The 25,110-nt window shown below is 60.5% G+C and carries 28 protein-coding genes; 17 read left to right on the top strand and 11 right to left on the bottom strand.

Annotated features, from left to right (window positions below; genetic code table 11):
* Nucleotides 1–6 precede the first annotated feature (6 nt).
* The 5 genes from BUA42_RS19270 (at nucleotide 7) to BUA42_RS19290 (ending at nucleotide 7,050) form a co-directional block, all read left to right on the top strand.
* Nucleotides 7–2,466 (top strand): GcvT family protein, encoded by a 2,460-nt coding sequence (locus BUA42_RS19270; protein ID WP_072779977.1) that lies wholly within the window; start codon nucleotides 7–9, stop codon nucleotides 2,464–2,466.
* Entirely contained in the window at nucleotides 2,463–2,882 is a 420-nt protein-coding gene (locus tag BUA42_RS19275; RefSeq protein WP_072779978.1) for a DUF2867 domain-containing protein, read from the top strand. The genes BUA42_RS19270 and BUA42_RS19275 overlap by 4 nt, the downstream gene beginning before the upstream one ends.
* The gene (locus tag BUA42_RS19280; RefSeq protein ID WP_072779979.1) at nucleotides 2,879–3,760 is read left to right on the top strand and encodes a homocysteine S-methyltransferase family protein; all 882 of its coding nucleotides are present in this window, start codon (nucleotides 2,879–2,881) and stop codon (nucleotides 3,758–3,760) included. The genes BUA42_RS19275 and BUA42_RS19280 overlap by 4 nt, the downstream gene beginning before the upstream one ends.
* A 79-nt stretch (nucleotides 3,761–3,839) precedes the next feature.
* On the top strand, nucleotides 3,840–6,284 hold the full coding sequence (locus BUA42_RS19285) for a GcvT family protein (RefSeq protein ID WP_072779980.1): 2,445 nt from the start codon (nucleotides 3,840–3,842) through the stop codon (nucleotides 6,282–6,284).
* Between the two features lie 121 nt (nucleotides 6,285–6,405).
* Entirely contained in the window at nucleotides 6,406–7,050 is a 645-nt protein-coding gene (locus BUA42_RS19290) for an RluA family pseudouridine synthase (RefSeq protein ID WP_072779981.1), read from the top strand.
* Between the two features lie 55 nt (nucleotides 7,051–7,105).
* Here the strand turns inward: BUA42_RS19290 and BUA42_RS19295 are convergent, their stop codons facing one another.
* Complete coding sequence (locus BUA42_RS19295) at nucleotides 7,106–8,545, bottom strand: aldehyde dehydrogenase family protein (protein ID WP_072779982.1); 1,440 nt, start codon at nucleotides 8,543–8,545, stop codon at nucleotides 7,106–7,108.
* A gap of 130 nt (nucleotides 8,546–8,675) precedes the next feature.
* Between BUA42_RS19295 and BUA42_RS19300 the strand changes: the two genes are divergently transcribed.
* The gene (locus BUA42_RS19300) at nucleotides 8,676–9,329 is read left to right on the top strand and encodes a peroxiredoxin (RefSeq protein ID WP_072779983.1); all 654 of its coding nucleotides are present in this window, start codon (nucleotides 8,676–8,678) and stop codon (nucleotides 9,327–9,329) included.
* 49 nt (nucleotides 9,330–9,378) lie between these two features.
* Here the strand turns inward: BUA42_RS19300 and BUA42_RS19305 are convergent, their stop codons facing one another.
* The 5 genes from BUA42_RS19305 to BUA42_RS19320 all read right to left on the bottom strand — a co-directional run bounded on the left by BUA42_RS19305 (nucleotide 9,379) and on the right by BUA42_RS19320 (nucleotide 12,655).
* Nucleotides 9,379–10,326 (bottom strand): OmpA family protein, encoded by a 948-nt coding sequence (locus BUA42_RS19305; RefSeq protein ID WP_072779984.1) that lies wholly within the window; start codon nucleotides 10,324–10,326, stop codon nucleotides 9,379–9,381.
* Nucleotides 10,301–10,873, bottom strand: coding sequence for a peroxidase-related enzyme (locus BUA42_RS19310; protein ID WP_072779985.1), 573 nt, complete (start codon nucleotides 10,871–10,873; stop codon nucleotides 10,301–10,303). The genes BUA42_RS19305 and BUA42_RS19310 overlap by 26 nt, the downstream gene beginning before the upstream one ends.
* Nucleotides 10,870–11,619: a GNAT family N-acetyltransferase gene (locus tag BUA42_RS19315; protein ID WP_072779986.1), complete on the bottom strand. Its 750-nt coding sequence runs from the start codon at nucleotides 11,617–11,619 to the stop codon at nucleotides 10,870–10,872. The genes BUA42_RS19310 and BUA42_RS19315 overlap by 4 nt, the downstream gene beginning before the upstream one ends.
* A 78-nt stretch (nucleotides 11,620–11,697) precedes the next feature.
* Nucleotides 11,698–11,862, bottom strand: coding sequence for a hypothetical protein (locus BUA42_RS21270; protein ID WP_178346940.1), 165 nt, complete (start codon nucleotides 11,860–11,862; stop codon nucleotides 11,698–11,700).
* Nucleotides 11,863–11,917: 55 nt separating this feature from the next.
* A complete protein-coding gene (locus BUA42_RS19320; RefSeq protein WP_072779987.1) occupies nucleotides 11,918–12,655 on the bottom strand; it encodes a competence/damage-inducible protein A in 738 nt (245 codons plus the stop codon).
* Between the two features lie 47 nt (nucleotides 12,656–12,702).
* Between BUA42_RS19320 and sfsA the strand changes: the two genes are divergently transcribed.
* The 6 genes from sfsA to BUA42_RS19350 all read left to right on the top strand — a co-directional run bounded on the left by sfsA (nucleotide 12,703) and on the right by BUA42_RS19350 (nucleotide 17,956).
* Nucleotides 12,703–13,410, top strand: coding sequence for a DNA/RNA nuclease SfsA (gene sfsA / locus BUA42_RS19325; RefSeq protein ID WP_072779988.1), 708 nt, complete (start codon nucleotides 12,703–12,705; stop codon nucleotides 13,408–13,410).
* A gap of 69 nt (nucleotides 13,411–13,479) precedes the next feature.
* Nucleotides 13,480–14,295: a type I methionyl aminopeptidase gene (map, locus tag BUA42_RS19330; RefSeq protein WP_072779989.1), complete on the top strand. Its 816-nt coding sequence runs from the start codon at nucleotides 13,480–13,482 to the stop codon at nucleotides 14,293–14,295.
* A 14-nt stretch (nucleotides 14,296–14,309) separates the two neighbouring features.
* Nucleotides 14,310–14,993 carry a hypothetical protein gene (locus BUA42_RS19335; protein WP_072779990.1) on the top strand — a complete coding sequence of 228 codons (684 nt, stop codon included), beginning with the start codon at nucleotides 14,310–14,312 and terminating at the stop codon, nucleotides 14,991–14,993.
* A gap of 76 nt (nucleotides 14,994–15,069) precedes the next feature.
* Entirely contained in the window at nucleotides 15,070–16,155 is a 1,086-nt protein-coding gene (gene hisC / locus BUA42_RS19340; RefSeq protein WP_072779991.1) for a histidinol-phosphate transaminase, read from the top strand.
* Nucleotides 16,152–17,063, top strand: a complete 912-nt coding sequence (locus BUA42_RS19345; protein WP_072779992.1) for a prephenate/arogenate dehydrogenase family protein — start codon at nucleotides 16,152–16,154, stop codon at nucleotides 17,061–17,063. Before hisC ends, BUA42_RS19345 begins: the two co-directional genes overlap by 4 nt.
* 143 nt (nucleotides 17,064–17,206) lie before the next feature.
* Nucleotides 17,207–17,956: an extensin-like domain-containing protein gene (locus BUA42_RS19350; RefSeq protein ID WP_245819075.1), complete on the top strand. Its 750-nt coding sequence runs from the start codon at nucleotides 17,207–17,209 to the stop codon at nucleotides 17,954–17,956.
* A gap of 2 nt (nucleotides 17,957–17,958) precedes the next feature.
* On the opposite strand, the gene fliP is transcribed toward BUA42_RS19350, so the two are convergent.
* Genes fliP through fliF form a run of 4 tightly spaced genes read right to left on the bottom strand, consistent with a single transcriptional unit; the run spans nucleotide 17,959 to nucleotide 21,181 of the window.
* The gene (gene fliP / locus BUA42_RS19355) at nucleotides 17,959–18,708 is read right to left on the bottom strand and encodes a flagellar type III secretion system pore protein FliP (protein ID WP_072779994.1); all 750 of its coding nucleotides are present in this window, start codon (nucleotides 18,706–18,708) and stop codon (nucleotides 17,959–17,961) included.
* Nucleotides 18,686–18,982, bottom strand: coding sequence for a FliM/FliN family flagellar motor switch protein (locus tag BUA42_RS19360; RefSeq protein WP_072779995.1), 297 nt, complete (start codon nucleotides 18,980–18,982; stop codon nucleotides 18,686–18,688). The genes fliP and BUA42_RS19360 overlap by 23 nt, the downstream gene beginning before the upstream one ends.
* On the bottom strand, nucleotides 18,975–19,577 hold the full coding sequence (locus BUA42_RS19365; protein WP_072779996.1) for a FliH/SctL family protein: 603 nt from the start codon (nucleotides 19,575–19,577) through the stop codon (nucleotides 18,975–18,977). Before BUA42_RS19365 ends, BUA42_RS19360 begins: the two co-directional genes overlap by 8 nt.
* Nucleotides 19,574–21,181, bottom strand: a complete 1,608-nt coding sequence (gene fliF / locus BUA42_RS19370; RefSeq protein ID WP_072779997.1) for a flagellar basal-body MS-ring/collar protein FliF — start codon at nucleotides 21,179–21,181, stop codon at nucleotides 19,574–19,576. The genes BUA42_RS19365 and fliF overlap by 4 nt, the downstream gene beginning before the upstream one ends.
* Before the next feature lie 122 nt (nucleotides 21,182–21,303).
* On the opposite strand from fliF, the gene BUA42_RS19375 reads away from it, so the two are divergent.
* The 3 genes from BUA42_RS19375 to BUA42_RS19385 are packed head-to-tail and all read left to right on the top strand — an operon-like array spanning nucleotide 21,304 to nucleotide 22,763.
* Nucleotides 21,304–21,792 carry a flagellar basal body-associated FliL family protein gene (locus BUA42_RS19375; protein WP_072780013.1) on the top strand — a complete coding sequence of 163 codons (489 nt, stop codon included), beginning with the start codon at nucleotides 21,304–21,306 and terminating at the stop codon, nucleotides 21,790–21,792.
* Between the two features lie 9 nt (nucleotides 21,793–21,801).
* On the top strand, nucleotides 21,802–22,161 hold the full coding sequence (locus BUA42_RS19380; RefSeq protein WP_072779998.1) for a hypothetical protein: 360 nt from the start codon (nucleotides 21,802–21,804) through the stop codon (nucleotides 22,159–22,161).
* Nucleotides 22,158–22,763, top strand: coding sequence for a MotE family protein (locus tag BUA42_RS19385; RefSeq protein WP_072779999.1), 606 nt, complete (start codon nucleotides 22,158–22,160; stop codon nucleotides 22,761–22,763). Before BUA42_RS19380 ends, BUA42_RS19385 begins: the two co-directional genes overlap by 4 nt.
* Nucleotides 22,764–22,856: 93 nt before the next feature.
* Here BUA42_RS19385 and BUA42_RS19390 read toward each other — a convergent pair whose 3' ends face one another.
* Nucleotides 22,857–23,951: a tyrosine-type recombinase/integrase gene (locus tag BUA42_RS19390; protein ID WP_072780000.1), complete on the bottom strand. Its 1,095-nt coding sequence runs from the start codon at nucleotides 23,949–23,951 to the stop codon at nucleotides 22,857–22,859.
* 253 nt (nucleotides 23,952–24,204) lie between these two features.
* Here BUA42_RS19390 and BUA42_RS19395 point away from each other — a divergent pair, with 253 nt between their 5' ends.
* A complete protein-coding gene (locus BUA42_RS19395) occupies nucleotides 24,205–24,741 on the top strand; it encodes a helix-turn-helix domain-containing protein (protein WP_245819076.1) in 537 nt (178 codons plus the stop codon).
* A 4-nt stretch (nucleotides 24,742–24,745) separates the two neighbouring features.
* Nucleotides 24,746–25,042 (top strand): hypothetical protein, encoded by a 297-nt coding sequence (locus BUA42_RS19400; protein ID WP_072780002.1) that lies wholly within the window; start codon nucleotides 24,746–24,748, stop codon nucleotides 25,040–25,042.
* Nucleotides 25,043–25,110 lie beyond the last annotated feature (68 nt).

Consider the following 25,110-nt stretch of genomic DNA (forward strand, 5'->3'; position numbering starts at 1 on the left):
AGACCCATGTCCGATTTTCCGACCACAGCCCGCGTCGTCATCATCGGTGGCGGCGTTGTCGGCACGTCTTCGCTGTATCATCTGGCGAAGGCGGGCTGGACCGACTGCGTCCTTCTGGAAAAGAACGAACTGACCGCCGGGTCGACATGGCACGCTGCGGGCAACTGCCCGTCCTTCAGCACCTCATGGGCCATCATGAACATGCAGCGCTATTCGCTGTCGCTCTATCGCACATTGGCGGACGAGGTCGATTACCCGATGAATTATCACGTCACCGGATCGATCCGTCTTGGCCACAGCAAAGAACGCGTGATGGAGTTCGAGCGAGCGCGATCCATGGGGCGCTATCAGGGCATGAACCTTGAGATGATGCAGGTCAGCGATCTGAAGGACCGCTATCCGTTTCTCGAAACGCACGACCTTGCCGGTGCGCTCTATGATCCCGACGACGGGGATATCGATCCGGCACAGCTGACACAGGCTCTGGCCAAGGGCGCGCGCCAGATGGGCGCGCGGATCGAACGGTTCTGTCCGGCAACCGGCGTGAGCCGCGAGAACGGCGAGTGGATCGTGCACACCGACAAGGGCGATATCCGCAGCGAATATGTGGTGAATGCGGCCGGCTACTACGCCCAGCGCGTCGGCGAATGGTTCAAACCCTATGGCGGGCGCACGGTGCCGATGGCGGTGATGAGCCACCAGTTCTTCCTGACCGAAGAGATCCCGGAACTGAAGGAGTGGAGCCTTGAGAACGGCAAGCTGCCGCTCCTGCGCGACGTAGACAGCTCTTACTACCTTCGGCAGGAAAAGTACGGTCTGAACCTTGGACCGTACGAACGGAACTGCAAGGCGCACTGGGTCACCCCCGACGATCCGATGCCGGACGATTTCAGCTTCCAACTCTTCCCAGACGATCTGGAGCGGCTTGAATGGTACATCGAAGACGCGATGGCGCGCGTGCCGCTTTTGGGGACGGGCGGCGTCGGCCGCAATATCAACGGTCCGATCCCCTATGCGCCCGACGGTCTGCCTTTGATCGGTCCAATGCCGGGAGTCCCGAACGCCTTTGAGGCCTGCGTGTTTACCTTCGGGATCACGCAAGGCGGTGGCGCGGGCAAGGTGCTTGCCGAATGGGTCACCGAAGGACAGACCGAGTGGGACATGTGGGCCGTCGATCCACGCCGTTACACCGATTACACCGATCAGGATTACTGCAACCAGAAGGCTATCGAGGTGTACGGCCACGAATACGCGATGCATTTCCCGCATCACGAATGGCCCGCCGGGCGGGACAAAAAGCTGTCGCCGGTGCATGACCGCGTGGTCGAAATGGGCGGCGTCATGGGGGCCTATAACGGTTGGGAACGCGCCAATTGGTTCGCGCAGCCGGGCGACGATACGTCCGAGGAAACCACGCAGACCTGGGGCCGATCCGGCCCATGGGAACAGCGCGTGCGCGAGGAATGTGAGGCGGTGCGGGATACGGCGGGTCTGCTCGACCTGCCCGGGTTCTCACGTTACCGGCTGAAAGGCCCCGGCGCGGCAGAGTTCCTGCGCGTGCTGTGTGCGGGGGGCATTCCGAAGGTCGGCCGAATCGGGCTGCTCTATTTCGCGGACATGCGCGGGCGGATCGTGACCGAGATGTCGGCGATGCGTCTGGACGAGGATGATTTCTTCCTCATCACCGCGGCGGCGGCGCAATGGCATGATTTCGAATGGCTGCAGAAGCACCGGCCTTCGGACGCCGCATTCACCCTGACGGATGCCACCCGCGATTTCTCGTGCCAGATCCTGACCGGGCCGAAATCGCGCGACATCCTGTCGTCTCTGACGTCCGCCGATCTGACCCAGCCGTGGCTGAGCCACCAGTCGGCGCAAATCGGCGACACTTGGGTTCAGTTGGTGCGCGTGTCTTTCGCCGGGGAACTGGGTTGGGAGGTGCACAGCCAGATCGCGGACACGGCAGTTGCCTTCGATGCGCTCTGGCAGGCCGGTCAGCCGCATGGGATGAAGCCGTTTGGAATGTACGCGCTCAACTCGTTGCGTCTTGAGAAAGGGTACCGCGCTTGGAAAGGCGATCTGTCGACCGACTATTCGCTGCTCGAAGGCGGGCTGGACCGATTCATCAAACTCGACAAACCGCAGGATTTTCCGGGCAAGGCCGCTTTGCTGAACGAAAAGCAGCAGGGCGTGAGGAAGCGTTTCGTCACCATGACAGTCGAGGCGAACGGCTGCGATGCGCCGTACATGTCGACGGTCTGGCATGACGGAAAGGTCGTAGGGGAAACCACGAGCGGCGGTTGGGGGTACCGGGTGAACAAGTCGATCGCGCTGGGCATGGTCCGTACCGATCTAAGCACGCCGGGGACCGAGCTGGTGGTCGATATCTTCGGCCAGATGTGCCGGGCGACGGTTCAGAAGGATGAGCCGCTTTGGGATCCGCAGAACGAACGGCTGCGCGCATGAGCGACGGTCGTCCGGATCGCGCAGCCGACTGGCAGGACACCCACGCCGGGCCTGTTGCCTCTGATTACCGGACCGCGCGCCAAGCGTTCGATGCCGGGTTCGCCAACATGCCACGTTGGGTCGATGGGGCCATGAGCGCACGCAATGCGATCGTGCGCCGGTTCGGACTTGTCACGGGCGAAGAGGGCGCGGGCGTCATGACCCGGTTGCCTGTGTGGCGCGAGACGTCGGACGTGTTCGAGACCGGACTTGTGGACAAGCACCTGACTTTTTCAATCGAAACCCGCCTTTCCACCGGCCATGTCGCGGCGACGACGCGGATCTGGTTCAACCACTGGGCCGGGCGACTGTATCTTGGCATCGTAATGATCCCGCACAAGATCATCATGCGCCATATCGTGAGGTCTTTGGCATGACGGAAATCACCTTGCTCGATGGCGGCATGGGTCAGGAACTGGTCCGGCGCTCGGGCGCGAAGCCCACGCCGCTTTGGGCGACGCAAGTCATGATCGACGCGCCGCACATCGTGCGCGAAGTGCATGACGATTACTTCAAGGCGGGTGCGGATGTTTTGACCACCAACACCTACGCCGTCCATCGCGACCGTCTTGCCGGTACGCAGTTCGAAGACCGATTCGAAGAGTTGCACCGCGTGGCTCTCGACATGGCGCTGGCGGCGCGTGATGCGCATGGCGCCGGGCTTATCGCGGGGAGCATCGGACCCCTCGGGCAGTCTTACCGCGCGGATGTGCAGCCGGAGCACGAGAAGGCGGTCGCGCTTTTCGATGAGGTCGCGCGCCTGATTGCCCCTGATTGTGACGTGCTGCTTCTGGAGACCGTCGCCTCTGTTGCGCAGGCGCGTGCTGCGCTGGAGGCGACAGTCCCACATCGAAAGCCTGTCTGGATCGCCTTCACGGTGGATGACGAGGATGGCACGCGCCTGCGGTCGGGCGAACTGCTGTCCGACGCCGTTGCGGCCTCCGGCAGCGCGGCGGCATTGCTCGCCAACTGTTCGGCTCCCGAAGCGATGCCAGCCGCTTTGGATATGCTCGGAAGCGCGGGCAAACCCACCGGGGCCTACGCCAACGCTTTCACCCAGATCACGAAGGACTTCCTCAAGGCCAAACCAACCGTCGACGCGCTGACAGCGCGCCGGGACATGGGGCCAGGGGTTTACGCCGATCACGCCCAGATCTGGGCGGATCACGGGGCGACGCTTATCGGCGGATGCTGCGAAACCGGCCCGGCGCATATCGCCGAGCTCGCCCGCCGTTTCAAGAAACGGGCTGCCTGATGCGCGCGGCCGGGCTTCTTCTTTTCAAAAATATGCACGGCGCTGACCGCGCCACACGAGTTGGTTCCGGAGGTTCCACATGACCCTTCCCACACACGCCCGCGCCGTCATCATTGGCGGCGGCGTTATCGGCTGCTCGGTCGCCTACCATCTTGCCAAGCTCGGCTGGACCGATGTGGTGCTTCTGGAACGCAAGCAACTTACCTCCGGCACGACATGGCACGCTGCCGGTCTGATCGGGCAATTGCGTGCGTCGTCCAACATGACGAAACTCGCGAAATACACCGCCGATCTTTATGCAAGCATCGAAGCGGAAACCGGCGTCGCCACCGGGTTTCGGCAGGTCGGCTCGATCTCGGTCGCGCTGACCACGGAACGGCACGAGGAACTGCGCCGGAGCGCGGCAATGGCGCGGGCGTTCGGGGTGCCGGTTGAGGAAATCGACACCGCTGAGATCAAGGCGAAATACCCGCATCTGAACACCGACGGTGTTGTTGGTGGCGTCTACCTGCCAAGCGATGGGCAAGGCGATCCCGCCAATATCGCGCTTGCGATGGCCAAGGGCGCACGTCAGCGCGGCGCGCTGATTTTTGAGCGAACAAAGGCCACTGGCGTTGCGCGAGACGGGCGGCGGATCACGTCTGTGGAATGGGAAGCCGAAGACGGATCGTCCGGCACGATCACCTGCGATCACGTCGTCAACTGCGCCGGTATGTGGGGGCGCGAGATTGGGCAAATGCTGGGCGTGAATGTCCCGTTGCAGGCGTGTGAGCACTTCTACATCGTGTCCGAGCCCATCGCAGAGCTGCAAAGCCTACCCGTGCTGCGGGTGCCTGACGAATGCGCCTATTACAAGGAAGATGCGGGCAAGATGATGCTTGGCGCGTTTGAGCCTGTCTCAAAACCGTGGGCGTTGGGCGGCATTCCGGAGGGCTTCGAATTTGATCAGTTGCCCGAGGATTTCGACCATTTCGAGCCGATCCTAGAAGCTGCGGTAAATCGCATGCCCATGTTGGCCGAGGCGGGCATTCATACGTTTTTCAACGGTCCGGAAAGTTTCACACCCGACAATGCCTACCACCTTGGCCAGGCGCGCGAGATGGACAATGTGTGGGTCGCCGCCGGGTTCAACTCCATTGGTATCCAGTCGGCGGGCGGCGCGGGCATGGCGCTGGCGCAGTGGATGGAGGACGGTGAGAAACCGTTCGACCTGGGCGATGTGGACATCGCACGGGTCCAGCCATTCCAGAGCAATCGGCGCTTTCTGAAAGAGCGCGTGACCGAGACGCTGGGCCTGCTTTATGCGGACCATTATCCCTATCGCCAGAAAGCCACCGCGCGCGGGGTGCGGCGGACGCCGTTCTACAATCACTTGCTGCAACACGGCGCGGTCATGGGCGAAGTCGCGGGGTGGGAAAGGGCCAACTGGTTCGCGCGCAACGGGCAAACACCGGACTACGCGTACAGTTGGAAGCGGCAGAATTTCTTTGGCAATGTCGCCGAAGAACACAAGGCCCTCCGAGAGAACGTCGGCATGTACGACATGTCGTCCTTCGGCAAGATCCGGGTCGAGGGGCCGGATGCCGAGGCGTTTCTGAACCATGTCGGCGGCGGTGATTTCTCGGTTCCCGTGGGCAAGATCGTCTACACGCAATTCCTTAATTCACGTGGCGGGATCGAGGCGGATGTGACCGTGACCCGGCTGTCCGAAACAGCGTATCTGGTGGTCACACCTGCCGCGACACGCGCCGCCGATCAGACGTGGATGCAACGGCAGGTTGGTGAGTTCCGCGTGGTTCTGACGGATGTGACCGCGGGTGAAGGTGTGTTGGCGATCATGGGCCCGAATGCGCGCAAGCTGATGCAGCTTGTATCGCCCAACGACTTCAGCAACGACGCCAACCCTTTCGGCACAGCGCAGGAGATCGAGATCGGTCTCGGCGTCGCGCGGGCGCATCGGGTGTCCTATGTCGGCGAGCTTGGCTGGGAAATCTACGTCTCGACCGATCAGGCGAGCCACGTTTTCGAGACGCTGTTCGAGGCCGGCGAAGAGGTCGGACTGACACTCTGTGGCATGCATGCTATGGACACCTGCCGCATCGAAAAAGCCTTCCGTCATTTTGGCCACGACATCACCTGCGAGGACAATGTGCTCGAAGCCGGACTTGGCTTTGCAGTCAAAACGTCCAAAGCCGATTTCATCGGGCGGGACGCGGTGTTGCGCAAGAAAGAGGCGGGGCTCGATCAGAGACTGGTGCAGTTCCGGCTGACCGACCCTGAACCGCTCTTGTATCACCACGAGCCGATCCTGCGGGATGGCGAGATCGTAGGCTACCTGAGTTCAGGAGCCTACGGACATCACCTTGGAGGCGCGATCGGACTTGGCTACGTGCCTTGCAGCGGCGAGAGTGCGGACCAGGTGCTGGCGTCGGCCTATGAGATCGATGTGGCCGGAACACGCGTCGGCGCGGAGGTTTCCCTGAAGCCGATGTACGACCCCGCGTCCGCGCGGGTCAGAGCGTGATCCGCATGAGCCGCTTGCCCCACCCGTGAAGTCTTCGGAGAAGATTTCAGATTGTCCCTAGTAAATTCTTAAACGGCGGCGAGACCTTGCCGCGCGCGGGCGGGCTGCGTAGATCGGGCGCATGACGGATTACGCGCCCCCCGACACCCCGCTGGATATCCTGCACGAGGATCACGAGATCCTCGTGGTGAACAAGCCAGCTGGCCTTTTGTCAGTGCCCGGAAAGGGGCCGGAACTGGCCGATTGCCTGATTGCGCGGCTTGAGGCAGCCTACCCGCAAGTGCTTCTGGTGCATCGGCTTGATCGGGACACGTCTGGTGTCATGGTGTTCGGGTTGACGCCTCATGCGCAACGGCATCTTGGGCTGCAGTTCGAAAAACGTCAGACCAAGAAACGCTACGTGGCGCGGGTGGCCGGTTTGTTGAAAGCAAAAACCGGAACGGTCGATTTGCCCTTAATCGTCGATTGGCCGAACCGTCCGTTGCAGAAGGTGGATCACGAGACCGGCAAGCCCGCCGTGACGGAGTGGCGCGTGCTCAAGGCCGGTGATGACGAAAGCCGGGTTCAGCTCTTCCCGCAGACCGGGCGCAGCCACCAATTGCGCGTGCATATGCTGGCTCTGGGACATCCAATCCTTGGCGATCCGCTCTACGCCCCCGAGACGGCGGACCGCTACCCGCGCATGATGTTGCACGCGGAAGAGTTACGTCTGCGCCATCCGGACGGGGGGCGTGGCATGACATTTCGGGTCACAGCCCCGTTTTAGGGTGTCGGTCGGACAGATTTGTCCGACCTGCGGCGCCCCGCGAGCGAGGTCTGGTCTATTCCGCCGCCCAGCCGGAGACCGCTTTGACCTCAAGGAAATCCTCGATTCCCCAAACACCGCCTTCGCGCCCGTTGCCCGACTGTTTCATCCCGCCGAAGGGCGAACCCGCCGCGCGGCTTTCGCCGTTCATCTCGACCATGCCGGACCGAAGCTGCCGTGCAAGCCGGTTGCGCCGCGCGCCGTCCGAGCTTTGGACGTAGTTCGTCAGCCCGTAGGGCGTGTCATTGGCGATCTGAACCGCCTCTTCTTCGGTGTCGAATTTGAGAATCGACAGGACGGGGCCAAAGATTTCCTCGCGCGCGATAGTCATGTCGTTGGTCACATCGGCAAAAACCGTCGGGCGCACGTAGAAGCCCTTGTTCAGCCCATCCGGACGCCCCGGCCCGCCAGCCACCAGCCGCGCGCCTTCTTCGATGCCCTTCTGGATCAAATCCTGGATCTTCTGCCACTGCGTCGCGTTCACCACGGGGCCCATATGCCGCCCTTCGGCAGACGCCGGGCCGACTGTGACCTTGCCTGCCGCCTCAGCCGCTTCCTCGACGGCCTGATCGTAGCGTGAGGCCTCCACGATCATGCGGGTGGGCGCGTTGCAGGACTGGCCGGTGTTGTTCATCACGTGCAGCGTGCCGCGCTTGACCGCTTTTTCGTCCGCATCGGCAAACACAAGATTTGCCCCCTTGCCGCCCAGTTCGAGATGCACGCGCTTGAGCGTATCGGCGGCGGATTTGGAAATCAGCTTGCCCGCCCGGGTGGACCCCGTGAAGGACACCATGTCGACGTCCGGATGCGCCGAAAGCTGGCTTCCCACGCCCGCACCATCGCCGTTGACAAGGTTGAAGACGCCCGGCGGGAAGCCCGCCTCGTGCATCATCTCGGCAAAAATCACCGCGTTGAGCGGGCTTTCCTCGGATGGTTTCAGAACCATCGTACAGCCTGCAATGGCCGCCGCGCAGACCTTGAGCGTGACCTGGTTCATCGGCCAGTTCCACGGCGTGATCAGCGCGCAGACACCGACCGCCTCGTAGAGGATGCGATCGGTCGGGGCGTGATCGCCAAGCGGGCGCTCGAAGTCGAATTTCTTGGCTTCGTCGATGAAGTTCTGGATGTGCCACGTGCCCGCGCCGACCTGCTGGCTGCGCGACATGTCGATGGGCGCACCCATCTCGAGGCTCATCGCCTGCGCCATTTCCTCGCTGCGCGATTTGTAGACGTCCAGCAGCTTTTCGACGAGCGCGATGCGGTCGGAGGACGGCGTTGCCATCCACGCCGGAAAGGCGGCCTTGGCGGCAGCGACGGCGGCGTCCGTGTCGGCCTGGCCGCCCAAAGAGATCACCGCGCAGGGGTCTTCGGTCGAAGGATCGATCACGTGGTGATCGCGTCCCTCAACCGGGTCCACCCACGTACCGTTGATATAGAATTGGCGCTTCTCGATCATCTGACTGCCTCCCCTCAGACTGGTCCGGCGGACACTCTGTCACCGCAAATCACGCCCCGCAAGGGGGTGTATCCTTCGCGGGGCATCCTTATGTTGACAGCAATGCAATTCACACGAAGGGGGCACACCTATGGGCCTGCGCATCAACGATGAAATTCCGAACCTCACAGTGACCACCGATCAGGGAACGCTGTCCCTGCACGACTGGATCGGCGACAGCTGGGCCATCCTGTTCTCGCACCCGAAGGACTTCACTCCCGTTTGCACGACCGAATTCGGCGCCGTCGCGCAGCTCGCCGATGAGTGGGAAAAGCGGGGAACCAAGGTCATGGGCATTTCCGTCGACGGTGTCGAAGACCACAAGAAATGGAAAGGCGACATCGAAACCTATGGCGGCGCGAAGGCGGGCTTCCCGATCATCGCCGACGATGACCTCGAAGTTGCAAAGGCGTTCGACATGCTGCCTGCGGAATACGTGCTTCCGGACGGACGGACACCGGCAGACAGCGCGACTGTGCGCGTCGTGTTCATCATCGGGCCGGACAAGAAGCTGAAACTCAGCATGACCTACCCGATGACCGTGGGCCGCAATTTCGGCGAAGTACTGCGTGCGCTGGATGCGTTGCAGACGTCGGCCAAGGAAAACGTGGCGACCCCGGCAAACTGGACCGTCGGAGAAGACGTGATCGTGCCAGTCGCGGTGAGCGATGAAGACGCGATTGCGAAATACGGGTCCATTGAAACCGTGCTGCCTTACTTGCGTAAGGCAAAGCTGCCGTCCTGACGGCAGGCTGTTTCCGTCCTCGGAAACACGCCGATGCGGCGCTGCATCGTCACTCGGTCGAGATCAGGACCGCTTCAACCCGCCGATTGGCCTCGCGCCCATCGGCGGTGAGATTACTGGCAACCGGGGACAGAAACCCGACCCCGTCAAAGGCCACTTGCGAACGTGGCACGCCTTTATCGATCACGTACGCACGGGCTGCCTCGGCGCGGCGTCGGGACAAGGCGACATTTGCCTCAAGCGATCCGGTCGCATCGGTGTGGCCGACAAAGGTGATGTCTCGGTTCGGGTTTTCGAGCAGGTAGGCCGCAATCCGATCAAGCGAGTCGACCGCGCCAGCGCCGAGCGATGCAGACCCGCTCTCGAACTCTACATCCGTCAGAACCACGTGCCCACGGGCCTCCAATTGCCCAATGATGTCGCCCGGCGCCGATGCCCCGACTGAGCGCGCGTTTGTGTTCACCGCGACTTCGTCTCGTCCGGCGGGACCGACCTGAATGAGTTGAACAAACACCGTATCGCTGTCGCGGCTGACCAAAAGGCTTAGCGCGCGGGTGGCGTCCGGGCCCTTGGCGGACAGAAACCGGAAATCCGAAAGGTCCACGTACATCCCCGGGGCGCGGAGCACGTCGATCCCGAACCGGAAGTCGAACCCGCCGCAGCTGCGCGCGGTGCATTCGAAAATGATCTCGTACCCTCCGTCCGTCAGTTGATCGCGTAGCGGGCCGATCACCTGCCCTGTGGTGATACCGGCCCCGGCAAGACGCCAGGCCTTGCGGACCACCTGACCTTCGAGACGCGCCACCGGGACACCGGTCTCTGCGCTCCACCCGCTGATCGGCAGGTCGTAGCTGTCGACCGGGGACACGCGATTGATGGTTTCCCGCGCGCCGATGGGCAAGGACAGCTCAATCGCCAAGACAGGGCCTGCACCCACGAGAGACATGGCGCAGAACAGCAGAGCGATTACGTCAGCGCGCCTGCGCGTGATACTCATCGTTCGGCCGCATGTCGGTGGCGCTGGCCACGCGATTGGTCATGTTGAAAAAACCCGCGACATTGGCAATGTCCCAGATGTCCCGGTCGGAAAATCCTGCATCGCGCAACGCTTCGCGGTCGTATTCCGCGATCTCCGCACTGCTTTTGGTGATCTTTTCGGTAAACGCCAACATCGCACGGTGACGATGTTCGAGGTCGGCCACACGCCAGTTCATCACGAGCATCTCGCCCAGCTTGGGATCGCCCGACAGCTCGCGCACAGCCGCACCGTGCGCGGTGAGACAGTAGAAGCACTTGTTGATCGAGCTGACGACCACCGCGATCATCTCGCGTTCGAGCTTGGACAGACCGCTATCCGCAAGCATCAGGTCATTGTACATCGCCGTGAACGCGTTCAGCTTGTCGATGTCGAAGGCATACGCCTTCAGGACATTCGGGATCATGCCGAGTTTGTCCTGACAGATATCGAAATACTTCTGCGTCTCTGGCGGAAGAGGATCGACCATCGGCAGGCTCAGCGCAGTCGGCAAGGTGTCTTTGGTCATGCGGCGTCGCTTGTCCCTGGGAGAATTCGGTAGTGGTACTGTCCCACAACCTGCATCCCGAGGGAAGCGTAGAGGCCGTTGGCAGCGTCATTGGCCTGCGTGCAAAGAACGCTGAACCAATCCGCCCCGTTCGCCTTGGCCCAGAACGCAGCCTGCCGCATCATCGATTGGCCCAGCCCCTTGCGCCGGTACGGCTTTGCGATCTCAACCGCATGGACCATCGCGACGCGGTCGTGAATGGCGCAAAACGCCGTGCCGGCGGGTTTGTCGGCCACGCGCCCGAGTATCCCCGTTTTTGGGCCCGTCACCCGATCCATCACCGCGATGCGCGCCTCGCCGATCCCGCCCTCGGCCCAGATGTCGCGCATGATGGCAAGAGGTTCCCAGATCGCAAAGGCGGTGACCCGCGGAACCGGCACATCGGTCAGCGCATCGACCGGACACAGCCACAGGTTGACGGGATCGATCACGTCGTATCCGCGCGCGGCCAGCGCTGCGTCGAGAGCTTCTTCCCCGTCGCGCAGCATGAACAACGCATCTTGACCCATAAGTCGCATGGCGGTCTCAGCTGCAATGAGATCGTCTTCGCGCCAGTCGCCGACTGCCGTTGCGGCGCTCACGCGTTTTCCGCCGCCCGCGCCCTCTCGCAAGGTCCAAGGCCCCGCGCGTGTTGCCGTCGCAGGCGGCCATGTCGCTTCCGTCACGGCATAAAGAAGATGCACGTCAGGGATGTTTGCGTGTGTCATCTACACTTTATGGCGTCACTGGTCAGGGCAGTCCAGCAAGACGACATCTGTTTGATCCGACGCCGGAAGCTCTCAGAGTTACTTCTTCACAGCTTCAAGTGTCCCGACTGTCACCTTTGGGGCATCGGTGTACTTTTTCATCGTCAAATCGATCGACGCCGTTTTCCCCGATCCACCGTTCGCGACGGCCGAGGATGCGCCGACCACGCCTAACGCAGCCAGAATGATCAATGTACGAAACATGAGTTTTCTCCAATAAACTGGCTGGAGCATACCGCCGAACACCCGTTTCAACAAATCATTCCGGGTCGGGCAAAGTGAGCATTGTGTCGGACAGGCGTTTCATGACCTCGTCAATCTGTGCCCCATCGGTACCGCGCACAACCACGTTCGATCCATACGCCCCATTCTGCTGAAACGGGTAAGAGCCGATGGACAGGTCCGGGAACGCATTGGCAATCTCGCCAAGCACACCGGCGATGTCACCTTCGCCGCGATCTATGCGCAGTGTCTGGGAGAGCATTGGGGCCCCTCCGGTGAGTGTCGGGATCACGCTCGCGACCATGGCCTGAAAGACCGAGGGCACACCTGCCATCACATGCACGTTGCCGATGGTAAAGCCGGGCGCGATGGACACGGGGTTTTCGATAAGTGTGGCACCGTCGGGAATACGCGCCATGCGCTTGCGGGCGTCGTTGAACTCCTTTCCGGTGCTTTCATAATACGCCTGTAGCAGGTCGCGCGCGTCGTCGCGGATATCGATCTTCACGCCGAAAGCCGCAGCGACGCAATCGGCGGTGATGTCGTCATGTGTGGGTCCGATCCCACCGGATGTGATGACCGTGTCATAGGTCGCGCGCAATGCATTCAGCGCCGCAACGATGGCGTCGCGGTCATCGCTCACAACCCGAACTTCGCGCAGGTCGATTCCCACCTTCGTCAGTTCTTGCGCCAGGAAATGCATGTTTGCGTCCCGGGTCCGTCCGGATAGGATTTCGTCCCCGATCACCAGCATCGCCGCCGTTGGATTAGCCATGTTCCACCTGTCTTGAACCCCGGTCGGCTCAGGTATAGGCGGGGCTCATGCGCTTTCAAACCCCTCTTGTTCCGGCCGTTCTGATCCGTCGCTACAAGCGATTTCTGGCCGACGCCACGCTGACGGACGGACGCGAGGTCACAGCACATTGTGCCAATCCCGGGTCCATGATGGGTCTTGCAGAGCCGGGCACACGGATCTGGTTGGAGCCGAACGACGATCCCAAAAAGAAGCTGAAATTCGGGTGGCGGCTTGTGGAGCATGAGGACGGTCATTTTACGGGTGTGGATACGTCGCTGCCCAATCGCATGCTGCGTGCGGCTCTCGAACGCGGCGACGTCGCGGGATTGCAGGGATATGCGCAGGTTCGCGCGGAAGTGCCCTATGGGCAGAAAAGCCGGATCGACTTTCTGCTAATCGGAAACGGTCATGCGGACACCTATGTAGAAGTCAAATCGGTCACGCTTTCGCGGGATCGCGGTCGGGCCGAGTTTCCAGACAGCGTCACGGCGCGAGGCACAAAGCACCTGATGGAATTGTCAGAGATGTCAAAGGCCGGACATCGCGCGGTGATGCTGTATCTGGTGCAACGCACCGATTGCTCGTCGGTGACCGTCGCCGCCGATATTGACCCGGCTTATGCGACCGCGTGGCGCGCAGCGACAGATGCGGGTGTCGAAACACTGGCATTTGGATGTGCGATCTCGCCGGACGGCGTGTCACTTGCCGCGGCTCTGCCCGTAATCGCGACATAACGGCTCCTCTCTTTCAAAACGGACCGTTCGGCGCTAACTATCGGTAGGAAAAGACTTTGGGGCACTCTCGTGAATAATGACCACGGCGGCCGCCTGACTCGGGAAGGCATCCGCATTCATGATCGTTCTGACTTCGCCAGCATGCACAAGGCCGGCGAGCTTGCTGCGCGCATATTGGATGAGGTCGCGGACCTTGTCTTTGTCGGCCAGACCACCGGAGCGCTTGACGAATTCATCCAGAAGCGCGTGGAAGAGGAAGGCGCCACGTCGGCGACCATCGGCTACAAAGGGTACCAGCACGCCAGTTGCATCAGCGTCAACCACGTGGTGTGCCACGGCATTCCCGGCGACAAGAAGCTGAAGGACGGAGATATTCTGAACATCGACGTCACAGTGATAGTCGATGGATGGTATGGCGACACCAGTCGCATGTACGTGGCGGGGAAACTCAGCCGCAAGGCCGAGCGGCTAATTCAGGTAACGCACGACGCCCTTTACAAAGGGATAGACGCGGCCAAGCCGGGCAACACCTTTGGCGATATCGGCCATGCGATCCAGTCTTTCGTTGAGGCCAATCGCATGTCGGTCGTCCGCGATTTCTGTGGACACGGCCTTGGTCGGGTCTTCCACGCGCCACCCAACGTGCTGCACTACGGTCGCGCCGGCACCGGCCCGCGCCTTGAGGAAGGCATGTTTTTCACCATCGAACCTATGGTGAATCTCGGACGTCCCGAGACAAAGGTGCTCGCCGACGACTGGACGGCTGTGACGCGGGACAAATCCCTGTCGGCCCAATTCGAGCACTCCATCGGGATCACCTCGGACGGCTGCGAGATATTCACCCCCTCCCCGACCGGTCGGTTCCATCCGACGTATAGAAGCTGATTGCAGCCGGGCCGATGGTTGGGTCCGAGGTTCGCGTTCTGTCGATCGGATGCAGCTGCATCAACCGCTTTCAATTCGACTTCTTTGCGGATCGCCATCCGGAATTATCAGGATCGTTTCCGCGTGGTCTCTTTGATTGGAACATTGCGTCGCTTGAGGCGACGTTCAGAGTGCTGGAACTGGCCGCGGAGTCAAAACTCCTATCGGTGTTGCAAGACCCAGGTCAGTTTCACGTCGCTTGGGAAACACTGATCTTCAATGGTGCGCTGCCGGGCTTTTCGTTTTTTCATGAATCCGACCCAAAGGGATTGCTGCTTAGCCCTGAACGATCTGCAGCATTCTTGGGCAAGCTCGCGCATCTCGCCCAACCGTTCATAACTTCACAACCCAATGCGCGCACGCACCTTGTTTGGTCCAATCTTCAACCGAACCTGCCGGACACGGTTGAAAACGTCATTCCATGGAAGGATTTTGTCCTCACGGAAGCGCGCTACATTCGTGTGAAAGATTTGGGGCGCAAACTTTTCGGTTCGGCCACGACTTTTTCTTTTCTTTCCACCCCGACAGACATGTCATCCGAATTGGGCGGACAAAACGATGTCATCGTCGTCCCTTTGCCGCGTAACGATTCCTACGAAGGCGACCCGCTTCTTTATGAAAGCATACTGACTAATGTCTTCGACATTCAGCGCACATAGCGGTACCACTGGGATCGTTTGTCGCTTTCCCTTGGCCCGATGCGCCGCTAAACCGTGTGCCACAGCGGAGGCACCGATGACAAAGATCACACCCCAACCCGGCATTATGGACATTGCGCTTTACGTTGGCGGCAAATCCCATGTCGATGGTGTGTCGAATGTCGTCAAACTGAGCTCGAACGAAAATCCGTTCGGCCCCAGTCCAGCGGCGCAAGAGGCGGTGCGTCGCTCGGTTCTGGACCTGCACCGGTATCCATCGACCGATCACATCGCGCTGCGTGAAGCCATTGCAGACGTCTACACCTTGCACGCAGACCAGATCATCTGCGGTGTGGGTTCAGACGAGATCATTACGTTTCTCTGTCAGGCGTATGCGGGGCCGGGCGACGAGGTCATTCACACCGAGCACGGTTTCGCCCTGTACAAGATTTGCGCGCTGGCCGCCGGGGCAACTCCGGTCGAGGTGCCGGAACACGAGCGTGTGACCGACGTCGACGCCATCCTCGCCGCTTGCACAAGCAAAACAAAGCTTGTCTTCATCGCGAACCCGAACAACCCGACCGGAACGATGATCGGTCTCGCCGAAGTCGAACGTCTGGCCGAGAATTTGCCACCGCAGGCGCTTCTTGTCTTGGACGGGGCTTATGCCGAATTCGTCGAGGGCTACGATGGCGGTGCAAAGCTTGTTCACGCACGCGACAATGTCGTGATGACGCGCACGTTTTCGAAGATCTACGGTCTGGGCGGCCTGCGGATTGGCTGGGGGTATGCCCCAAAGCCGATCATCGATGTGCTCAACCGTATCCGAGGACCGTTCAACCTGTCGGGAAGTGCACTCGCCGCGGCCGAGGCCGCTGTTCGCGACACGGCCTATGTCGAGAAATGCCGGATCGAAAACACGCGCCTGCGCGCCTGGCTGGCCGAGGCTTTGGCCGAACATGGTGTCCCTTCGGATACCTCGATGGCCAACTTCGTTCTCGCCCGGTTTGTCGATGAGGCCGAGGCCGAGGCATGCAACGCGTACCTGCAGTCTCAGGGGCTGATCGTTCGGCAAGTCGGGTCCTATAACCTGCCCCACGCGCTGCGTATCACGGTCGGCGATGAGGCAAGCTGCCGTCGCGTGGCGCACGCAGTTGGTCAGTTCAAAGCAGGCGCACGATGACCCGGATCTACGATCGCGTTGCCCTGATTGGTCTTGGCCTGATCGCATCCTCGATGTTCTGGGCGATGAAGCGAAACGACGTGGCAGGGCATGTCACAGGGTTTGCCCGCAGCGCCGAAACCCGCGACACGGCACGCCGGATCGGTCTGTGTGATACGGTATGCGACAGTCTGGCGGACGCGGTGAATGATGCGGACCTGATCGTCCTTGCCGTGCCCGTTGGCGTGATGGGACAGGTCGCTGCCGAGATTGCGCCGCATCTCAAACCGGGGGCCACGGTGACGGATGTCGGCTCTGTCAAGCGCCAGGTGATCACGGATGTGTCGCCACACATACCGGATGGCGTGCATTTCGTCCCCGGTCATCCGCTTGCCGGGACCGAACATTCCGGCCCTGAATCCGGCTTTGCCAGCCTGTTCGACAATCGGTGGTGCCTGATTGTCCCTACCGAGGACAGCACGCCAGACGCGGTCGACCGGCTCATGCGGTATTGGCAGGCCTTGGGCTCAAACGTCGATACGATGGAGCCGGATCATCATGACCTCGTGCTGTCCGTTACCTCCCACTGCCCGCATCTGATCGCCTACACGATGGTCGGCGTCGCGGATGACCTGCGGCGTGTGACCGACAGCGAGGTCATCAAATACTCGGCCGCCGGTTTCCGGGACTTCACCCGGATCGCGGCGTCGGATCCGACGATGTGGCGGGATGTGTTCCTGACGAACAAGGACGCGACGCTTGAAATCCTCGGGCGGTTCACGGAAGAGCTATTTGCGCTTCAGCGGGCCATTCGGCAGGGTGACGGCGATTTCCTGCACGACTATTTCACGCGGACGCGTGCCATCCGTCGGGGTATCATCGAGGCGGGTCAGGATACGGACGCCCCGAATTTCGGCCGGACGAGGTAAAGACCGATATGCGTGTGATGAGTGTCTTGGTGTGTTTCTGCATGATGGTCACTTCGGCGTGGGCCGCGCCAGACAGTTCTCTTCGGCCGATGGCACGGGACGTGCTCCAGAACGACATATCACAACAAAACCCCAAACGCCCAGTGGCCCGACCCGCCGTTCTTGAGACCGCGCTGGTGAGCATGCTTGCCCAGCAGTTCCAGCGCGAGAACGATCCTGACTACCGCGCCGATCCGGTGGAGATCACCACCGCCCGTGAACGCGCCTTCGCCGCGCTTTCGCCGCAGGCCACCGGTCTGTCGCTTCGCCCGTCCACTCGACCGCAAGACGTGGTCACGAAAGCTATGGCGCAGCGCCGTGAACGCGCGAGAGGCGCGGTTTGCGGCGACCCCGATATTCAGGGCGAACCGGTCGGCTTTGTCCCCGGTCGGCTCAATGGCTGCGGTGTTCAGAACGCGGTGCGCGTCCGATCCGTGTCTGGGATCGCGCTCAGCCAGCAATCAGTTCTGGATTGTACCACCGCCAAGGCTTTGAAACGCTGGGTGGACACGGGCATGAAACCTGCGGTTGGCGGCAAAGGCGGCGGGGTTCGGGAAATTCGCGTCGCCGCGCATTTCGCGTGCCGGACCCGCAACAGTCAGCCCGGTGCGCGCATCAGCGAACATGGCAAAGGCCGCGCCATCGATATCTCTGGCTTCAAGCTTCGGGACGGACGCGAGATCACGCTGCTGAACGGTTGGACGCGTCAGGACACCGGCGCCATCCTGCGCGAGATGCATCGCCGCGCGTGTGGCGTGTTCGGGACCGTCCTAGGCCCGGATTCAAATCGGTTCCACAAGGACCATTTTCATTTCGATACCGCCCGGTATCGCAGCGGATCGTTCTGCCGATAACGTCACTGGTACGATCGCACGAGGCTCTCGGCGACCAGCGCCCAGCCGTTTGCCACGACAAAAAACGCCAGCTTGAACGGTAGCGACACGATCGCGGGCGGCACCATCATCATGCCCATCGACATGAGAACTGCGGCGACCACGAGGTCTATGATCAGGAAGGGCAAAAAGATCAGGAAGCCGACCTGAAACGCACGCGCGATTTCGGAGATCATGAAGGTCGAGATCAGGATCGACAGCGGTGTCTCAGGCGTCGGCTCGGTCAGATCGAGATCGCTGCGCAGGCGCGCCATCGTGTCAAAGGTGGCCGGATCGATTTGCGCCGCCATGAATTCCCGAAACGGTTGGAACCCGCGTTCGAACGCGACCTCATTGCTGATTTCTTCGTTCAGCAGCGGCTGAATGCCCTGTTCCCACGAGGCGAGGAAGATAGGTTCCATGACAAAGAACGTCAGAAAAAGCGCCACGCTGACCATCAGCATGTTCGGTGGTGATTGCTGCAACCCTATGGCTTGCCGCAAAATGGCGAGCACGGTGACCATGAAGGGAAAGCACGTCACCATGATCGCGATCCCGGGGGCGATGCTCAGAATGGTGAGCAGCGCAATCAACTGAACCGTTGTCACCGCAACGGACCCACCATCGCCGAAACTCAACGAGAGTTCCTGCGCGGCAACGGGCGATGCAAACGCACCTGCGATCCCTACGGCAATCGCGCAGAGGATCGGTTTAGGATGCCGAGCCGAAATCATGAACCTCAACCAGCCGAACGCTCAATTGCCCCTGCTTTTCGCCGGTTTCGGTGATCTCGAGGACACCGGTGCCGATCAAACGGTCGCCCACGTAGAGGTCAACCGGATCATCGACGCGTTTGTCCAGGGCCAGAACAGAACCTTCTTCGAGCTTCAGAAGATCACGAACGAGCGGTCGGGCACGGCCAACGGAGACCGTGATCTCTATGGGAACCGACGTGAACGCTTTGTCTGCGGCGCCTCCCGCGCCGGTATCGGGAACGACATTATCCATGTGCCCGCCTTTCGGGTGAGTCATTGAGTACGGCTTGCACAGCCTCGGTGATCTGCGACGCCACATGCGCCAGATCGATGGAGATCTCGCGCTGCCCGAATTGCAGTTCGGCCTGCCCGTCCTGAAGCGAGTCCGAACCGATCACCGTCACCGGCATTGTGCAGGACGCTTCATCGACCAGCTTCGTCACCTTCTCGACATCCGCCGCACAAACCGCGACCTGCACGCTTGCGGTCCCGATCTCGCGTGCAAGGCCGGAAAGTTGATCGGTGATATGTGCGCCGAGCGTTTCCTTGGCGAGCGTCGGAAGGATCTTCTGCAGGATTTGATCGAACAAGGGACCAAGGTTCGAGAACACCTGCGCGTGAACATCGTGATAGGTAAAGGAGAGATCCTGAAGGGTTTGCGACAAGCCTTCAGACAGAGCGTCACTGTCCTCCGCTTTGGCCTTGATTGCGTCGTCCCATCCCGCACGATAGCCTTTGTCGAACGCCTCCAGCCTTTCAGATTCAAGCGCATCGTCGGTGACCGTCGAACCAGCGTGATGCGGCGTGCTCGAGCCAAAATCCTCAAGATATGTCTGGAGCGAGCTCATCGCGCTTTTTCCGTCTGCGGCTCATCGAGCCAATTGCGCAGCACTTCTACAGTTTCGCTGCGGCGTTCCTCGATCAGCGCCTTAAGCCGCGCCACCGGGTCTTCTCCGTCAGGCGTCGCTATGTCAGACGAGGTATTCGCGACCACCGGCAATGCAAAACTGCCATCCTCGGGTTCGATTGTGCCAGTCAGAACTTCGCCATCGGACGCCGTCGCACCCGCACGCGGCAAGGCAGGCACGCTGGCCTCCGACACGGGATTTCGACGCGATGACAGGATGAGGGGGCGCACAACGAACAGAGCCAGGACCAAAACCACGACGGCCAGGACCGCCAATTGGATCACCGACATCGTATCAATCGGACCACCGAACCACGGCGCGGCTGTGGGTTCGGAACCCAGAACCTGGCTGGGCTCAAAGGCCATGGAGCGCACAGTGATGACATCTCCTCGGGTTTCGTCAAACCCGACGGCGGACGCGACAAGGTCTCGAAGCGCCGACAATTCGTCCTCCGGTGTTGGCACCGCCACCTGAGCGCCCTGGGCGTCAATTTCCGTCTTCTCATTGACCAGAACGGCAACGGTCAATCGCTTGATCGCGCCCGGCGCGCGGACGATTTCGCGCGTGGTCTGCGACACTTCGTAGTTGAGACGTTCGCGGGTTTCCGATCGTTGGGACGTTTCGGTCTCCGCCCCGTTTGCGTCGCCGTCGGGAAGATTGGACGCCACTGTCACCGCACCGGACCCGGAATTCTCCGACTGATCAGAGCGCTCTTCGCTGTCCGAGCTGATGACGAAGCGCGTGTTGGGATCGAATTGCTGTTCCACGATGGATTCAGCGTCCGTCACCGTATCGACACTGACTTCGACAACCGCGTTGCCGCGTCCGACGCGGGCCTCGATCAATCGAAGGGCGCGATCCCGCAGCAGGTCCGCGCGGTCCTCATCCTGGGGATCAACACTCCCGTCGTTTTGCGCCGAAAGCAGACCAATGACCGAATCGATGATTGAAACATCATCCGGATTAAGCCCTGACACCGCTGCAGCAACCAGATGGCGGATCGCCTGAGCATCGGTTTTGTCGATCGCACCCGCCCGGCCCGTGACATGCACCGACGCGCTTGGTTTCAGATCGCGACGAAACGGATTGTCACTTCCCGTCGCGATATGCACACGCGCTGTTGCGATGTCGGGGGAAGACACAATCGTTCGGGCCAGCTCACCCTCTTTTGCGCGCAGGTATGCAGCATCGAACATCTGTGACGTTGTGCCGAACCCGGTGAGAGAATCCAAAAGCTCGTATCCTTGGCCGGATCGCGCGGGCAATCCGTTGCTAGCCAGGGTCAGGCGCAGTTGATCACGTTCCGAGGTCGCCACGAAAATCGAATTTCCCCGGACATCGTATATCGCACTCTGCTGTTGCAGCGCCTCGATCACCTCACCCGCGGCGGCGGGATCGAGCCCCGAATACAGCAGGGACATATTGGGGCGCGCCACGATCCGTGACATGCCCAGAACCGCGAGAAAGATCGCGACGGTCGACCCAAGAATAATTGCTTTCCGCGCGGGCGATAACGCACGCCACAGGGACAGGAGTTGCTGCACCGATAACCTCCGAACCAAAACGTTCTGTTTCGTCTGTGCGGATCGTTATTGCGCTCGTGCGTTAACAATCGGTTAGCTCATGCCGGTTATTTCGGATTGCACGGAACAACGTTGGAATGACCATGACGGCTGCCGCAGATACTGAACCGGAAGATGCCCCTTCGAAATCGAAAATGCCTTTTATCCTGTCAGCCGTGCTGCTGATCGCGGGTCTTGGGCTTGGCTATTTCGGCATGTCGAGCGGGCTCTTGCCGATGACCGACCACGCGACTGAGGAGGAGACGGCACCGGTCAAGGCCAGCGATCTTCCCGATGTGGTCTTTGTGACCATTCCCACCATCATGGTGACCATGCCGCCAGGCGCGCATCACGAACACCTTCGGTTTTCCGCGCAGGTGGAGGTGAAGTCGCAATATCAAGAGGATGTGGAGTTCCTGATGCCGCGCATTCAGGACCTGATGAACGGATATTTGCGCGCCTTGAAAGCGGAAGATATTGAGGGCGTCGGCGCAATATTTGAAATCCGTCTGCAGCTGTTTCGGCGGATCATCATGGTTGTCGGGCAAGGCAAGGTTAACGGCCTGCTCGTCACCGAATTCTTGCTCAAATAGGGGATCGATATGGAAATGGTTGCTGACATCCTGCTTGTCGCGGGTGCGCTTGGGGCCGGGCTGTACTGTTTTATCCTGTCACGACGCTTGACCCGGTTTACCGATCTCGAAAACGGCGTTGGCGCCGCTGTCGCAGTGCTGTCCGGTCAGGTCACAGACCTGCAGACGGCGCTGGACTCCGCGCGGAACACCGCGGCGCATTCCACTGACACGCTGGAGGCGCTGACCAGTCGTGCCGAGGATTCAGCCAAGCGTCTGGAATTGATGGTGGCCGCACTTCATGATCTTCCACCGCAAACCGAAGCGCAAAGGGCACCGGAACCAATTGCCGAACCGGTCTTCGCCCGCCATGCGGGGGGCAGCCGATGAGCGCTCGTGCGACCCAGAAAGCAAAACCGGCAAAGCGAAAAACCGGAACCTTGGCCGTTATCGGGTCTTTGCTTCTGATATCTGCCGTCATGCGCATCGCTATCGAAGCGGGGCCTGTCATCGCAAGCGAGGCTTTGGGACAAGCAAAGGCCACAAGTGAAGAGCCTGCGTTCGGAAAAGATCTCCATGCGCCGCAGGACATAGCCCCCTTGATCGAAGCGATGAAAAAGCGTGAGGCGCGCATCAAAGCGCAGGAAGAAGAGCTCACTCTCCGTGAGCACACGATGAAAGTTGCAGAAGTAGAGATCGCCAAGCAGATGGCGCTGCTGCAAGAAACGGAAGCCAGCCTCGAGGCCACGATTGCGCGCGCGTCGGTCGCGGCCGAAGAGGACCTGACGCAGCTGACTTCCGTCTACGCAAACATGAAACCCAAACAGGCGTCAGCGCTTTTCGAACAGATGGAGTCGAGTTTTGCCGCCGGGTTCCTGTCACGTATGCCACCCGGCAGCGCGGCGCGGGTTCTGGCAGGGATGACCCCGGAGAAGGCTTATCTGATCAGTGTCGAACTGGCCGGCCGCAATGCCGATATTCCCTTGGAATAAGCCGGACTGCCCCTCACAAACCCACACCGTCATGGCGATCCCGGCAGGATTCGAACCTGCAACCTGCCCCTTAGGAGGGAACCGTTCATAGCGCTATTCCTTGTGTGATTTCTTGCTCTTGGGTGTTTGTACAGTGTCCGCCTGTACATGGTTTGTACGAAAACGGGCCCTGACATCGGCCTCATCCGTCTCCGCATGGGCATAAATGCGCATGGGCAGATTGGGGTCAGACCAGCGGCCAGCCTTGGCTGCAGTGACAGGATCGACGCCCTGGCGCACCACCAATTCAGTGAAGAAGCCATGCCGTCCTGCGGGATGTGCTGAGAGGTATGGGATGCCCGCACTCTTGCAGATCGTCTTCCAGCGTGTGTTGTAGCCGGTGGAGCTGCCGTAGCCGAACACGCGTGGCTTCATGAACTTGCCTGTCTTGCGGTTCTTTGGCCGCTTGGGCGGCAAGGCCAGCAACTCATCCATCATCTGAGGCGAAACGGTGATCCAGCCTTCGGGGTGGCCTTTTTGTGCTTTCACTCGGACTTTGTTCTCGGCGGGCCGCAGATCGTCAGGCTCTATCGAGACAGCCTGATCGATCCGCGCCGCCGTCTCGAACATGAATCGGACCAAAGCGGCATTATATGGATCAGCGGCGTTACAGAACGCCTCGATCCACTCCTTGTCGGCTGGCTTGCGTTCCACCCGGCTGGTCTTCCCCCGCCGTTTGTCCTGAGCGATCCGCTCGAACTTGTCATAAGGTTTTACCCGAATGAGCGGCGTGCCTTCCAACTCGTGCGCATTGTTGATCACCGCACTCGCTGGCGTCACGATCTCGCGCCACCAAGTATCGGTCGATGCCTTTGGTTTGAGTTTGGGGCCAAGGCCCTTCAGAAGTGCACCAGAGATCGCGCCCAAAGGCATATCGCCAATCTCCTCGACAATCGGGATCAACTGCTTCGCAGTCTTGGGGGAGGCGTTGTAAAGCATGATTGCATCGGAGAACGTCTTGCTCGGCTCATCACCAACGACATGGCGGCGTATCTGAAGCTCGGTTTCGCGATTTATCCAGTCCCGTGCGCCCGCTTCTGTAGATGCCTTAGTGCTTCGCCGGTATGGGCCTGCGATTGGCCTGCCGTTGTACTCGACCCAGCCCCTAGCCCAGTAGAAGCGACCCCTCTTGTAGATTTGGAGCGGCATGCCTGGCCTCCTTCAAAAATCTTGTCGATTTGTGCGGGCGTGATCAGCATAGTCCGCCCAAGCCGATAAAACGCACCGGTGTCGTTTGCCCGCTCCCGCAAAGTGCGCTCGGAAATATCGATCCCCATGCCGGACATGACCTCGACCCATTGGGCGGGTGTCTTTCCAAGCCCCAAGATTTGCGAGCTGTCTGATTTGTCGGTCTCTGCCATTTCTGTCGTCCTCGTCCGCTTGAGTTGAAAATGCGCGCCGCATGGAATCGCTTGTTAAGCACCATTTGACGTGGTCAGATGGGAATAACCGGAATAGTTCGTCATTTTTTGCAATATTCGCGAAAAAATACGATCTCGTCAAATGGAAACTGCGAATGGCGCGGAAAGACGCTGAACTGTTTGCTTCGATGGGTGCGCGCCTAACCATTGCGCGGAATGAAGCGGGACTGTCTCAGGCTGCGATGGCTGAAGCGCTCGGTGTCTCACCGAGGGCCTATCACAGCTATGAGAAGGGCCAGCGCGGCATTCCCGTTGAAGCGTTGGTGGCCTTTGGGGAGCAATTCGATGTCGACGTGCCCTGGTTGTTGTTGGGCACGAAAGCGATACGCGCAGGCCACGATTTCAATGCTTTAAAGGAGATCGAGACCTCGCTCGATCAGCACCTAAACGCTGAGAATATCAAAATCAAAAGTGAGAAGCGCGGGGCAATCGTCGCGCGTTGGTACCAGTCGCATGTCGAGGGGCGGGAAGTAACCGATGATGACGTTCACACTTGGATCGAACTCGTAAGGGAGTAAGCAAATGCAAAAACCAAGCGACCAATGGAAGAAACTGCGCCGCGCGGTACTTGAACGCGCGCGCCGCAGTATGATCGAGCCTTTGGAGGTCGTTCACCTCGCACTCCTCGGAGCCAGTGCGCTGTACTTGGCCGGATTTCTGCGGCTTAACGTATTCGGTCAAACCGGTGAATTTTCTATGGCTTCTGCCGCCTTCATTCTGCTCGCAGCCGCTGGCGGTCTTCTTGTACCTGTTCTGACAGGATCAGCATTGACCCTGCACTTCGCCGACCGACGACTGGGAAAGCTCCTTCGTGAATAACAACACTGCAATGATTGGCCCTCGGACTACAAAGCTTTTGGCGCACGATGCTTGCGTGCAGCAAAAGG

This window comes from Marivita hallyeonensis, assembly GCF_900129875.1.
Lineage (GTDB): Bacteria > Pseudomonadota > Alphaproteobacteria > Rhodobacterales > Rhodobacteraceae > Marivita > Marivita hallyeonensis.

Coding starts and splice junctions, on each gene's coding strand:
- BUA42_RS19385 (WP_072779999.1), top strand. CDS start 22,158: ATGAGCGCTCGTGCGACCCAGAAAGCAAAACCGGCAAAGCGAAAAACC.
- BUA42_RS19275 (WP_072779978.1), top strand. CDS start 2,463: ATGAGCGACGGTCGTCCGGATCGCGCAGCCGACTGGCAGGACACCCAC.
- BUA42_RS19300 (WP_072779983.1), top strand. CDS start 8,676: ATGGGCCTGCGCATCAACGATGAAATTCCGAACCTCACAGTGACCACC.
- BUA42_RS21270 (WP_178346940.1), bottom strand. CDS start 11,862: ATGTTTCGTACATTGATCATTCTGGCTGCGTTAGGCGTGGTCGGCGCA.
- BUA42_RS19315 (WP_072779986.1), bottom strand. CDS start 11,619: ATGACACACGCAAACATCCCTGACGTGCATCTTCTTTATGCCGTGACG.
- BUA42_RS19305 (WP_072779984.1), bottom strand. CDS start 10,326: ATGAGTATCACGCGCAGGCGCGCTGACGTAATCGCTCTGCTGTTCTGC.
- BUA42_RS19395 (WP_245819076.1), top strand. CDS start 24,205: ATGGAATCGCTTGTTAAGCACCATTTGACGTGGTCAGATGGGAATAAC.
- BUA42_RS19310 (WP_072779985.1), bottom strand. CDS start 10,873: ATGACCAAAGACACCTTGCCGACTGCGCTGAGCCTGCCGATGGTCGAT.
- BUA42_RS19270 (WP_072779977.1), top strand. CDS start 7: ATGTCCGATTTTCCGACCACAGCCCGCGTCGTCATCATCGGTGGCGGC.
- BUA42_RS19295 (WP_072779982.1), bottom strand. CDS start 8,545: ATGATCGAGAAGCGCCAATTCTATATCAACGGTACGTGGGTGGACCCG.
- fliP (WP_072779994.1), bottom strand. CDS start 18,708: ATGATTTCGGCTCGGCATCCTAAACCGATCCTCTGCGCGATTGCCGTA.
- BUA42_RS19375 (WP_072780013.1), top strand. CDS start 21,304: ATGACGGCTGCCGCAGATACTGAACCGGAAGATGCCCCTTCGAAATCG.
- BUA42_RS19345 (WP_072779992.1), top strand. CDS start 16,152: ATGACCCGGATCTACGATCGCGTTGCCCTGATTGGTCTTGGCCTGATC.
- BUA42_RS19390 (WP_072780000.1), bottom strand. CDS start 23,951: ATGCCGCTCCAAATCTACAAGAGGGGTCGCTTCTACTGGGCTAGGGGC.
- sfsA (WP_072779988.1), top strand. CDS start 12,703: ATGCGCTTTCAAACCCCTCTTGTTCCGGCCGTTCTGATCCGTCGCTAC.
- BUA42_RS19400 (WP_072780002.1), top strand. CDS start 24,746: ATGCAAAAACCAAGCGACCAATGGAAGAAACTGCGCCGCGCGGTACTT.
- BUA42_RS19290 (WP_072779981.1), top strand. CDS start 6,406: ATGACGGATTACGCGCCCCCCGACACCCCGCTGGATATCCTGCACGAG.
- BUA42_RS19280 (WP_072779979.1), top strand. CDS start 2,879: ATGACGGAAATCACCTTGCTCGATGGCGGCATGGGTCAGGAACTGGTC.
- BUA42_RS19320 (WP_072779987.1), bottom strand. CDS start 12,655: ATGGCTAATCCAACGGCGGCGATGCTGGTGATCGGGGACGAAATCCTA.
- BUA42_RS19380 (WP_072779998.1), top strand. CDS start 21,802: ATGGAAATGGTTGCTGACATCCTGCTTGTCGCGGGTGCGCTTGGGGCC.
- BUA42_RS19360 (WP_072779995.1), bottom strand. CDS start 18,982: ATGGATAATGTCGTTCCCGATACCGGCGCGGGAGGCGCCGCAGACAAA.
- hisC (WP_072779991.1), top strand. CDS start 15,070: ATGACAAAGATCACACCCCAACCCGGCATTATGGACATTGCGCTTTAC.
- BUA42_RS19365 (WP_072779996.1), bottom strand. CDS start 19,577: ATGAGCTCGCTCCAGACATATCTTGAGGATTTTGGCTCGAGCACGCCG.
- BUA42_RS19285 (WP_072779980.1), top strand. CDS start 3,840: ATGACCCTTCCCACACACGCCCGCGCCGTCATCATTGGCGGCGGCGTT.
- BUA42_RS19335 (WP_072779990.1), top strand. CDS start 14,310: ATGGTTGGGTCCGAGGTTCGCGTTCTGTCGATCGGATGCAGCTGCATC.